This window comes from Peribacillus kribbensis DSM 17871 (assembly GCF_000430765.1).
Lineage (GTDB): Bacteria > Bacillota > Bacilli > Bacillales > DSM-1321 > Paraperibacillus > Paraperibacillus kribbensis.
Map to the genome: position 1 here is coordinate 69,782 of NZ_KE387241.1, position 11,498 is coordinate 81,279.

Annotated in this window: 12 protein-coding genes and 1 riboswitch; of the genes, 5 read left to right on the forward strand and 7 right to left on the reverse strand. The window is 45.4% G+C overall.

The genetic code is table 11. The features are described from left to right. Window position 1: 1 nt before the first annotated feature. Entirely contained in the window at window positions 2–286 is a 285-nt protein-coding gene (gene qoxD / locus H539_RS0120560) for a cytochrome aa3 quinol oxidase subunit IV (protein WP_026695082.1), read from the forward strand. 102 nt (window positions 287–388) lie between these two features. On the opposite strand, the gene H539_RS0120565 is transcribed toward qoxD, so the two are convergent. After that, window positions 389–628 (reverse strand): hypothetical protein, encoded by a 240-nt coding sequence (locus H539_RS0120565; protein ID WP_051348711.1) that lies wholly within the window; start codon window positions 626–628, stop codon window positions 389–391. A 368-nt stretch (window positions 629–996) separates the two neighbouring features. Here H539_RS0120565 and H539_RS0120570 point away from each other — a divergent pair, with 368 nt between their 5' ends. Continuing rightward, a complete protein-coding gene (locus tag H539_RS0120570) occupies window positions 997–1,437 on the forward strand; it encodes a nuclease-related domain-containing protein (protein ID WP_218970926.1) in 441 nt (146 codons plus the stop codon). A gap of 219 nt (window positions 1,438–1,656) precedes the next feature. Here H539_RS0120570 and H539_RS0120575 read toward each other — a convergent pair whose 3' ends face one another. From H539_RS0120575 to H539_RS0120585, 3 genes are all read right to left on the reverse strand, one after another. Beyond that, window positions 1,657–2,649 carry an ABC transporter permease gene (locus tag H539_RS0120575; protein ID WP_155890173.1) on the reverse strand — a complete coding sequence of 331 codons (993 nt, stop codon included), beginning with the start codon at window positions 2,647–2,649 and terminating at the stop codon, window positions 1,657–1,659. Next, window positions 2,650–4,131: a sugar ABC transporter ATP-binding protein gene (locus H539_RS0120580; RefSeq protein ID WP_026695086.1), complete on the reverse strand. Its 1,482-nt coding sequence runs from the start codon at window positions 4,129–4,131 to the stop codon at window positions 2,650–2,652. A 66-nt stretch (window positions 4,132–4,197) separates the two neighbouring features. Next, window positions 4,198–5,316, reverse strand: coding sequence for a sugar ABC transporter substrate-binding protein (locus tag H539_RS0120585; protein ID WP_035323596.1), 1,119 nt, complete (start codon window positions 5,314–5,316; stop codon window positions 4,198–4,200). 120 nt (window positions 5,317–5,436) lie between these two features. Then, a riboswitch (SAM riboswitch) is annotated at window positions 5,437–5,545 on the reverse strand. Window positions 5,546–5,661: 116 nt separating this feature from the next. Between H539_RS0120585 and H539_RS0120595 the strand changes: the two genes are divergently transcribed. The 3 genes from H539_RS0120595 (at window position 5,662) to H539_RS32285 (ending at window position 7,558) form a co-directional block, all read left to right on the forward strand. Further along, window positions 5,662–6,408 (forward strand): uracil-DNA glycosylase family protein, encoded by a 747-nt coding sequence (locus H539_RS0120595; RefSeq protein ID WP_026695089.1) that lies wholly within the window; start codon window positions 5,662–5,664, stop codon window positions 6,406–6,408. Window positions 6,409–6,497: 89 nt separating this feature from the next. Next, a complete protein-coding gene (locus H539_RS0120600; protein ID WP_026695090.1) occupies window positions 6,498–7,232 on the forward strand; it encodes a class I SAM-dependent methyltransferase in 735 nt (244 codons plus the stop codon). Between the two features lie 95 nt (window positions 7,233–7,327). Beyond that, window positions 7,328–7,558: a hypothetical protein gene (locus tag H539_RS32285; protein WP_026695091.1), complete on the forward strand. Its 231-nt coding sequence runs from the start codon at window positions 7,328–7,330 to the stop codon at window positions 7,556–7,558. Between the two features lie 122 nt (window positions 7,559–7,680). On the opposite strand, the gene H539_RS0120610 is transcribed toward H539_RS32285, so the two are convergent. The 3 genes from H539_RS0120610 to H539_RS0120620 are packed head-to-tail and all read right to left on the reverse strand — an operon-like array spanning window position 7,681 to window position 11,200. Next, the gene (locus H539_RS0120610; protein ID WP_081415978.1) at window positions 7,681–8,208 is read right to left on the reverse strand and encodes a DinB family protein; all 528 of its coding nucleotides are present in this window, start codon (window positions 8,206–8,208) and stop codon (window positions 7,681–7,683) included. Next, on the reverse strand, window positions 8,209–9,228 hold the full coding sequence (locus H539_RS0120615) for a DmpA family aminopeptidase (protein WP_026695093.1): 1,020 nt from the start codon (window positions 9,226–9,228) through the stop codon (window positions 8,209–8,211). 10 nt (window positions 9,229–9,238) lie between these two features. Continuing rightward, a complete protein-coding gene (locus H539_RS0120620; RefSeq protein WP_026695094.1) occupies window positions 9,239–11,200 on the reverse strand; it encodes a DUF4910 domain-containing protein in 1,962 nt (653 codons plus the stop codon). Window positions 11,201–11,498: the final 298 nt, after the last annotated feature.

Genomic DNA, 11,498 nt, shown 5'->3' on the forward strand with positions numbered 1-11,498 from the left:
TATGAAAGAACTATTTCCAGCGAAGCAGGTAATGGGATTTGTATTCTCCCTGATTCTTACAATCGTTGCACTTTTGGTGTATTACACTGACATGTCATTCACAGCTGGCATGACCGTCCTTCTTATCACAGCATTCATCCAGGCTGGCCTACAGCTGATCGTATTCATGCATGCTGGTGAAACTAAGGACAAAGGTGCCATCTACACCAACATCTACTACGGAGTATTCATGGCTCTGATCACCATCCTTGGTACACTGCTATGTATGATCTGGGGTTACGTATAATAACCAGGAAAAAGCGCCCTTCAAGAAGGGCGCTCTTTTTGTGCTGCTTGATATCCGCTTTCCATATAAAAGGAGCGCCCATACAGGCGCTCCCCCTCTCCATTATTCTAATTCTAACGGGGCAACTCTTTTGCCCTTATATCTTTTTTCTAACACTTCATCCGTAGCAATTAAGAACATACCCATCAAGAAGATAAAAATAGAACCCATGACTGTACCGATGCCAATAGGAGTCCATATGCTGGAACCGCTTTCAAAGAATCCTTTCAGAAATAAACCAATACCGATCAATAGGATAGGGGCGGCAACATTTATTACTGATTTAAGTAATTTTGAGTCCATTTCCAACTTCCTCCTTTTTCTATATATTATTCCCCTGTTCACATTATTGTCAAACATTTTTTGGTTTTTAGTCACATTTTTTGTTGACAAATTTTAAAATGTTTGAAATAACGTTATATTTATATAGGTTTTTTTACAAATAAGCCAGGCTCTCTCCCCTCTTCTTTAGTGTCCACGCAATAATCATGAATCTGGCGCAATTATAGATTAAAATGCCGCAATAATTTTAAAAAAAGACGCAATTTATCTTAATAAAGACGCAAATATTGTACAAAAGGATGCAATTCATTACAGCCTAAATCTAAATTGTAAAGCAGGAAATCCATGTACGAATGGCTAATCTTTTTAGAAACAAAAGGTGTGATTTAGTGATAACCAAACAAAGAACTATTCCCCTTATTATTTTAAAATTAGATTCGCTGCTGAGACGCCTTCCCCCCACTCATCCCAAGCGTATCCTTATACAAGGAGACTTTGCAAAGCGGATGGCCGGTTATAAAGGCGAGCAGGCACTGGACTATTATTTAAATCAGCTTTCTCCATCTGATTTTTTAATCCTTCACGACCTCCGTTTACCCTCTGAACCTTACTTCTTTCAAATTGACACTCTACTGTTAACAACCCGATACCTTTTAATACTTGAAATCAAAAATATTGCCGGTACCCTCTATTTTGAGAAATCTTCTAGTCAGCTTATACCGGGGTGCAATGTCCAGACTGTAAGCTCCTTCCGATTGAAAGAGCTAACAGCTCCTGGTACTGCTCAATTTGCGGGAAAAACTTTAAAGAGGCTCACAAAAACGCTCTAGCAGATTATTTTCTGTTAATGGGGGATTTCATTTCAAACAGCCAATTTTCTTCATTTGTTCATATTAAATCTAGAAACATAGCATACAATTTACTTAACAACGCAAATCTTGAATCGAGCGGAAATACAAAAGGAAAAATTTATTATTGCCCCCTCAACATGGATGATTTAAGATCCTGTCCCATATAAAAAAACACGCCCCAAAAGACGTGTTTCCCTCTCAATGCCTCTGCCGGTAATAAGTCAATCCCAGAGCAAATGCCAATACTCCCCCTTTGACAATGTCCATGCTGTAATAAGGGACGCTCATCATGACAAGCCCGTTTTGGAGGATGCCGATAAGCACAGCTCCGACGAAGGTCCCGATAGCATTCGGCTTTCCTGATCCCAGGACGGAGAAGCCGATAAAGGCGGCTGCGACTGAGTCCATGAGATAAGGGCTGCCTGCGTTGATTTCAGCAGTCATGACCCTGGATGCGAGTACAATACCTCCGATGGATGCGAAGATGGCAGATAAGACATAGGCCCAGATTTTATATTTGCTGACGGGTATTCCGGACAGCTTGGCTGCCTCCAGATTTCCTCCAATGACATACATATAGCGTCCGTGCTTCGTGTACGTCAGGAAAATATGGACAGCTGCCACAGCCAGTACCATGATGATGATAATCCAGGGAACCTGGCCGATTTTAGTGAATAAAGGAGAAATTTTCCCTTCTGCAAAGGTTCCATCCGGCATGACCATATTTTCCGAAATGGTCGCCCCTTTGGTATACGTAAGAGCAATCCCCTGGATAATGAACATGGCTGCCAATGTCAGGAGCATATCAGGAATCTTTAGTTTAACAATCAGAAACGAGTTGAAGAGGCCTACCACGATGGAGGCTGCCAAGGCTGAAACGATGGCCACAAGAGTATTTTGTGAAAACCAGACGAACATGGAAATGACAATGGCATTTGATAGGGATGCTACTGAGCCGACTGATAAGTCAAATCCATTCACCGCAAGAGATATGGTGATCCCGATAGCAATAATGGTAACGATGGAAATAGAGCGGAGAATATTGACGATATTATGCCCTTGTATAAAGGACGAATTAGCAGCAGAAAAAATCCCGATCAATATGAAAATGGTAAGAATCGTTCCGTATTTATATAAGAAATCAAAGAGTTCAAATTTCGGTTTCACTTTTTGTTTTGCCTGCAGTTCCACTTAATTCCCTCCAGTCGAATAAAATAAAAGTTCTTCTTCGTTTGTTTTCCGGGTTTCAAGCTCTTTGACAGTCCGGCCGTCGTACAACACATAGATACGGTCCGTAACCCCCATAATCTCGGTCAGCTCTGAAGAGGCATAAATGACCGCTTTCCCTCTGCCAGCCAAACCGGCAATCAGATCAAATATATCTTTTTTGGCTCCCACATCCACACCCTTTGTGGGCTCATCGAAAATATAGAGATCTGCATCTGCCAGCAGCCACTTTCCAATGGCAATCTTCTGCTGGTTTCCGCCGGACAGATTCTTCACTTTTGTTTCCAGTGCAGGAGTTTTAATTCCAAGGCTTTTTACAATTTCCCCTGACTTTCCCCGTTCTGCCTTGAAATCCAGAAAGCTAAGCCCTCCGGCAAACTGCCCGAGGCTGGCAGCAGAAAGATTGACAGAAACAGCTTCTTCCACAAGTACCCCTTCTTTTCTGCGCTCCTCCGGAACCAGGGCAATTCCATTTTTCACAGCCTGATGGGGCGATTTAAGGTTCAGATTTCTCCCTTTCAGGAGAACCTCGCCTGCAGTAATCCGTGTGTGTCCAAAAAGTGTTTTGCATAACTCCGTCTTTCCTGCGCCGACAAGGCCGGCAATCCCCACAATTTCTCCTTCCCTGACATGTAAATGAATATCCTGGATCTTTTCTTGATCATACAGCCCCCTCACCTCAAGCATCTTTTCTCCGATGGAGGACTTCCTTGACGGAAACTGCTCGACCAGCTTTTCACCAAGCATTTTTTCGATCACTTCATTTTGGGTAATTTGAGAAATCTCATGATTTGAAACCAGTCTTCCGTTTCTCATGATGGTAATCTGATCACAAATTTCAAATATCTCAGGCAGTCTGTGAGAAATAAAAATCACTCCCACGTCTTTCTTTTTAAGATCGCGGACAATCCTGAACAGCTCCTGCGTTTCCGTATGGCTCAGCGGAGCGGTTGGTTCGTCCAGAATCAAAAAACGGCATTCTGTGGAGATGGCCCTCGCTATAAGTACCATCTGCTTTTCTGCCAGCGTCAAATCCTGGACAAGTTTCTTGGATGGGACGTTCACATGAATGCTCTTTAAGATTTCCTCCGCCTTCCTGTGAAGCAGCCCCCAATTAATAAACGCCTTTTCATGGGTAACCAGAATATTCTCCCCTACTGTTAAATAAGGAATGAGTGCCGTATCCACTTCCTGATAAACCGTTTGAATCCCAAAGGAGGCGGCATCCCTCGGCGTCCTGATAGCAGCCTGCTTCCCATCGAAATGCAGCTCACCGGTATAATGGCTGTAAGCTCCCGATAACACTTTCATAAGGGTGGACTTTCCGGCTCCATTTGCGCCGATCAGCGCTTGCACCTTTCCAGTTTCCGCCGTAAAGCTAACCCTATCCAGGGCTTTTACACCGGGAAAGCCGATGGAAATATCCTTCATTTCAAGCCTCATCATTTAACCAGCTCCTTTCTTAAGAAAAGCAGCACTCCCCTATTAAACAAGAGAGTGCAGATTTAATGATTATTTATAAGCCTTTTTCAGCGTCTTCATCCAGTCTTCTTCAAATGCATCTGATTTTCCCCATCCGTTAATGATCCCTGCAAGGCTTTGCATGTTGACTGCTCCGCTTGCACCCTGGAGATCCTTCTGTGAAATAAGGGAAGCCTGCAGATCATAGGCTGGCGGTGTATCTTCCTTTGCCAGCTTTTTCGCTAATATCCTCATATCCACCGATCCGATCAGTTTAGGATCCACAGCAGCTGTATACTTCCATGGACTTTGCTTTTCCTGAATCGCCTGCAGGTCGGCATTCGAAACATCAATTCCATAGATCTTCACTTCATTTCGTCCCGCTTCCTTAACAGCACGTTCAGCTCCGATGGCAAAAGCATCCCATGTAGCAAAGATCGCATCTATTTTACCCTTAGGATACTTGTTGAGCATAGCAGCCACAGCATTTTGAGTCTGGACTGACGTATCTGCCGACGCTACGCCAAAACGGGCGATTTCTTTAATTCCAGGATTGGAAGCCAGAGTTTCCTTATAAACAGCATTCCTTCTCACCATTGGAGGGAAGCCATCGACCCATAGGTACACAATATTCGCCTTGCCCTTTGTGTCCTTCACAAGCTGCCCAAGGGACTGCTTTGCCAAGGCTTCATCATCCTGGGAAGTAAGGGTGACTCCGTTTATTTTTCCGGCATCTGGATTAGAATCGAAGGTAACGACGCTTTTCCCTTTTTCGGTAATCTTTTTGATGTCCTCCACAGTCGCGGCATCATCTCCATGCGAAATGATGAAGCCATCATAATCTTCCTGCAGCGCCTGTGAAATAGCATCATGGAACTTGGCGGTATCACCATTTGCTGTATAAACGTCCACTTTAAAACCCAGTGACTCTCCTTCTTCCTTTGCTCCCGCTAAAAACTGGGCTGTATGGTCATCGCCGCCGATTTTCCGGATGACCTTTATTTTTATCGGATCATCTTTTTTCTTGAAGCGGTCAGGAACACCATCCAGCGATACATTTGCATTTGCCTTCTTCGGCTTGGATGCATCCTTAGAGGAAGAGCACCCAGTTAACAGCAGCGATAAAGCAAGGGCTGACACTGCAGCTTTTTTGATTAGATTTTTTGGCATAATAAAATCTCCTTTTCTTTGATAGATAGGAGAGGCCGTATTTCTGCCGTTTCTTCAGCACAAAATAAAAGCCTCTCTTTCACAAGAGAGGCTTCATCGCACACAGGCAGGATTCTTCCTCTCTCATCTCTCAAAACACATAGGTGTTTTGCAGGATTTAGCACCAATCCCATTACGGAACGGTTGCTGGGCGTCATCGGGCCAGTCCCTCTGCCACTCTTGATAAGAGAATAAATAATATTCATTTTATTCAAAAACTGATAAGCTTAACTTTAATGCCTTAAAGGAAAGGTGTCAAGATTATTTTGAAATTTTTTAATTATAAAAAATAGAGGAGTGAATTGCATGCTGGATGATTCTCCTGCCATACAGCAGTTTCTACCGTTCATCCACACCCTTCCTGCCGGCCCGCTGACAAAAGAAAAACTTTTGGTACCTGACCTGCTCGTTCAAAAGAAGGAGAATGTGGAGATCTATTATGCACCTCATAACGAATTTATCAACCCTCATGCCTCCATCTTGATTGCGGGCATTACCCCAGGCTGGACCCAAATGAAATCCGCATTTGAAAAAGCAAGAGACTGCCTCGCTGACGCCACGTCTCTCGATGACCTTGCTCTGGAGGTAAAAAGGGCGGGAAGATTTGCAGGGGGCATGCGAAAGAATTTAGTAGATATGCTGAATGAATGCGGATTAAATGACAAGCTTGGCCTGGATAGCTGCTCAGCAATATTTGGCACGCATGATTTTCTCCTGCATACCACATCCATCATTAAATATCCGGTTTTCATTCAGGGAAGGAATTACAATGGCCATACGCCCTCCATTGAACGAGTACCCGAATTGAGAAGCTTTGCTTATCAGTCATTTCCTGAGGAATTATCCAAGCTCAGGGACCGCTTTCTTATCATTCCTCTCGGCAAGACCGTTTCCACTGTCCTGCAGTCGCTGATGAGTGAGGGAAGAATCACTGAACATCCCTGTCTTTTTGGCTTTCCCCATCCTTCAGGAGCCAATGGGCACCGCCACAGGCAGTTTAAGGATAGAAAAGAAGAATTTAAGAAAAAAATAAATGAATTTTTCAATAGCTGAGAACGCCGGACTTCCCTTTTCAAAAGAATATTGACACCGTCATCCACTGTCATTAAAATGGCTAAGAATGTATATGAGGGGGAATGGAAATGCAATACAGAGGATCTTCCGTATATGACAAAGATGAGTTTTTTGAACATTACATGAATAGAAGGCACCGAGAAGAAAGCCCAAATGAAAGCATTGAAACACCTTCTCTCTTTGAATTATTAGGCTGTGTAGAAGGAAAGGATCTCCTGGATTTAGGCTGCGGGGACGCTTCTATAGGAAAGATGCTCCTGACCTCTAAGGGGGCTCGTTCTTATACAGGCGTTGACGGATCGAAAAACATGTGTAAAAAAGCGGAACAAAATCTTGCAGGCTTAAATGGAAAAACCGTTGAGGCTGCCATGGAAAGCTACGATTTCACGCGGGATACTTTTGACATCATCCTTTCACAGCTTGCCATCCATTATATCGAGGACTTTTCCGCACTTGCGGCTAATATCCATAAAGCCCTGAAGCCGCATGGTACATTTGTCTTCAGCGTACAGCACCCACTCATCACCTCATCCTTTGAAAGCCTTCAAGCATCAGGAAGGCGCAGCAGCTGGCTCGTGGATAACTATTACTTCAGCGGACAGAGAATCGAACCCTGGATCGGCGAACAAGTCGTGAAATATCACCGCACTATCGAAGAATACTTTATTACCCTTCAAAAAGCAGGATTCACCATACATTCACTAAGAGAAGCCACCCCCCGGAGAGAAAACTTCTCCAGCCAGGAGGAATATGAGCGGCGGATGAGAATTCCTTTATTTTTGCTGTTCGGGTGCAATAAGTAATATTTAAGTCTGAAGGACACTTCCGCCAGCTGGCTGAGGTGTTTTGTCCTTCAGCAGCTTTATGACGGACATTCCGGCCGGCGGCACTCAGCATTTTGTCCTTCATCGGCCTTATGAAGGACATTCTTAGCGGCTTCCCTCAGAGTTTTGTCCTTCAGCCGCCTCATGAAGGACCTTCCAGCCGGCTTCACTTAGCGTTTTGTCCTTCATCAGCTGCCGATATCGAACAGTATGCAAAACTGGCAAAAGAAAATAATGCCCTATTGATCCTGGATGTCCAACGGGGCCGCGACACCGTTACAAGTAAAATCCATCGAGCCTTATGAAGAACATTCCGGCCGGCTCCCTCACAGCTTTGTCCCCGTTAAACGGATTCCTCCTGAAACAAATCCCCAGAAAAAAGACCAATACTAAAAAGGCCCCGCGATTGTACGGGGCCTTTACATGTTTAATTGATCAATTTCACCTTAATTTCCTCAATCTGTTCCAGGTGCCGTTTTTCATGATAGCCGATAAAGGGAATCCACTGGCTCAGGCTTAAGCGTCCAAAGACAGGATGCGGGCAGGATCTGCGTTTTAGCTCTTCTGGGTCCGCGCTGTTTACGAAGTCAAGCAGCTCCTGCCTGGAAAAAGCAAGCTTCTGCAGAAGCTCATGAAGAGTTTTATTATCTTCTGATGGAGTGACGGAATCTGGTGCTTTTACTTTTACACTCCTATTGACCGCAAGCTCAATCGGCTTATCTTCGGCCCCGACCACCTCTGGTCCGTTCAGTGCTGCTGTCATGGCTTCAATTATAACGGTTTCCATTAAGTACAAGTGCTCGAGGACCTGTCCGATAGTCCAGCTGTCTTCACTTATTCTAGTATTCAGCTGCTCGTCTGTAAGGGTATCTACCGAGTTCAACAGCTCTTCTCTAAACTCTTTAACCTTTTCCACGACTTCTCCCTCCTTTTGGGTGCTTGCCGGCTGAAGCATTTAAAATGGACATCTTTGGACGATCCTTCCTTTGCGCCCCTTAGTCGTTTCTGCCTGTGAAAGGGAATTAAGGATCGCTTCCTCCGCTGCTTCAGCAGCGGCTGCAAACAGCTTGTTCATGATAGGATGATCTTCTCTCAGCTGAAGCCGCTGCTCTGTTTTTTCCTCATAAAAATGAGGGCTTGTTCCAGCTGTCGAGAAAGCAATCACGATATCTCCGCTTCCATGGCTGAAATGGCTTCCTGTCCTTCCCAGCCCAATCCCGGCACGTTTGGCTATTCTTCCAAGCTGCCGGTCGTTTAAAGGTGCATCAACCGCTATTATTATTATAATAGAGCCGTCAGGGGTGTCCTGCAAGCCTGAACCATCCTGCTTTATCTGATAATGGAGAGATTTGAATTCTTCCCTGCTCCCAAAGTTGCTTAGGACAAGGCAGCCTAAGGTATAGTCCTCCACAAGCCGTGAGGAGCTGCCGATCCCTCCTTTATAGCCGAAGCACATCATCCCTTTACCAGCACCGACAGCACCCTCTGCCGCCCTGTCGGTTCTTGCATTCATGATAGCTTTTTTTGCGTGCTCCGGCTTCACTCCAAATAACCGGATGGAATTCAAATAGCTGTCATTGCATTCTCCCACCACAATATTGATGGTGCCGGCCGTATCACCGATTTCCGGATTCTCGTCCAGCATATATTCAAGCGTTCCCTGGGTGACTGCCGGTATACCGAATGTATTAGTGAGCATAATGGGAGATTCCAGCAGACCAAGCTCATTAATTTGGACAAGCCCCGTGGTTTTTCCGAATCCGTTGATGACATAGCTGGCTGCCGCTGCCTTTTCTTTATAGAGATTACCACTGTGCGGCAGAACGGCTGTTACACCGGTCGCCAGATACTCTTCCCCCTCCAAGGGCTGATTCAGTGTAAAATGGCCGACTTTAACTCCCTCAACATCAGTGATACAGTTTTTACTGCCAGGAGGCAGCGTGCCGATTTTGATTTCAAGTTCTCGTATTTTCATAGCTGCACCCCTATTTATGAACTGCGCTTACTTTTTCTTCAATCAATCCCGCCCTAAGACACAGCTCGATTAGTTTTTTCACATAGGAGGGCTCGCACATCCCTGTCTCCAGCTTTGTCAATTTCAAGACCTCAGCGAGGGGGCGATTCCCGTCCATCCAGTTAAAAATAAAGTCTGAATAGCCAAGACCCGTCTTTGATTCATACTCCTGCATCCAATCAAGCCTGTCTTCCTTCAGCTCATCTGAGATTTTTATTGGCCCGGCAAAAGTCCGTGCGTACACTGCCTCCATTGAAGGCTGTTCCTTGTCCTCTTCCTCCTTGAAGGCCTGAAAATAATCCAGCTGCTGTTCCATAAACTGTGTCTGAGCTTCTGCTGCCTTTCCGAGCATTCCTTTTGCCCACTGAAGCTGAGCGTTTAATTCATTAAAATCCCGCAGCTCCGCATAATCCTCAAACTTCTCTAACACCTGCCGTTCATAGCGGGTAAACAGCTCAGAAGCCTCTGTTTTCTCATTTCTGGTAAAGCTTTGTTTCAGGATCCATGGACTCTGCGAGGAAAGCTCGCTCTGCATTCTGCCTGCATGCTTAAATAGATAGGAAATCCATTCTTGTTCACTGCCTGCTGCCAGTCCGTAAGCATACAGTGCGGCCGCCATTCCAGTCAGCTTCATCATGGAGCTGTCCAGATTTGCGACAGAATCTGATGTGGTATGGTAGTGTTTGTCCGGCCATTGGATCAGCATCGGGCAGGGAATCCCAATAGTAGAATCCGAAAGTATATAATGATCGCTTCCTCCCGAATGCCGGGTCCTCAAATAATGGACCGTACTATAGGAAGTGGTCCCGGTAAAATTCGAAGTATTCTGGGCCAGGACTTCAACAAGGCCGTGTAAATACCGATCTGTAAATGTCGGGCATGAAAGAGGAGGCTGTTCAATACAAAGCGGTCCTCCGCCCTTCGTCTGGTCTGCCCCCACCATATCGAGATTAAGGGCTGCAATGGTGTTTGGGATCCTCTCCGGGTGCTGATCTAAATACGCACAGGTTCCATACATTTCCGGCATCATCAAGAAACGGATGCCAAGCTCCGGCTTCTGGAGCTTTCCTGTTGTGATCAGCTTTGTTAAAGATCTCATAATCTCCATAAGCGTACCTGGCCCGGAAGCATTATCCTGCCCTCCCGGATATGGATGACATAAATGGCTGACAAGAAGAATTTCTTCTTTCTTCTTTCCTGGAATAAAGTATTCAATATTTTCGTAGCTTCCATCATACAGTTCCGCATCCACATGTGCCGATAAAACGACCCTCTGCCGGGCAGCAAGCTGCCGCAGCTTCTGTCCGATTCTTGGGGAAACCACAAAGCCGAATGACTTCCTTTCTTCCTCGCTAGTCCACCAATAGGAGGTATACTGCCTTGTATCAGGCATATCCATCCTCGTCCTGAGCGGCGGATAATCATTCAAATTTTCAAAGATCAGTCCTGCTGCCCCATACTTTTCAACCGCAAGGGCATGCACCACATGAGGCACTCCCTGAACCAAAGCCACTTTTCCCTTCAAATCCAGATTTTTATAGCTTTTTTCATCCCCGGCATTATCCACTACTACCAATTCAGCGGTTACTCCTTCAGGACCCGTTGAAATACTGCGCTGCACGAGGGATATCTCCTCCTCATGGAAACGGGCGATGCGCTCCCTGGCAGGAGACTCGATCCACAATTCGGCAGATCGGCAATGCCATTCCTTAAAAGAGCGGTGGGACAAAAGCCTATTCCCGAATACAGCCGGATACGGCACCAGCTCCGCTTCAACTCCCTCCCTCTTTAACAGACTGATAATCTGTGAGGCTGCTTCCCTATAACCTGGGGAAGCCTGTATTCTATGATACTGCCCAATACGCTCTGCATATCGGTAGGCCTGCCTGCCCGAAAACTCCTCATCCAGCACTTTCCTCCACGATTCAAACATCTATGATCCCCTCCTCTCTATTTATTTCGATAATCTAAATAGCATCCCTTTATTTTTTTGCAGAAAATTGTAAAAACAAGGCTCTTTGCTCAATACACAGTCAGCCTGACCCTTTCTTCTTGCGGGACATTTACTAAACGCCAGTTCTCTGGCTCCGTGCTAAGTTTTGGTCTTGGGGGCCCCTTCTCATGGACAAATCTCCGACTCCCTAACCAAGTTTTGTCCTTTAGACCCTTCCTCATGGACAAATCTCCGACTCCCTAACCAAACTTTGTCCTTTAGAACCTCTCTCATGGAC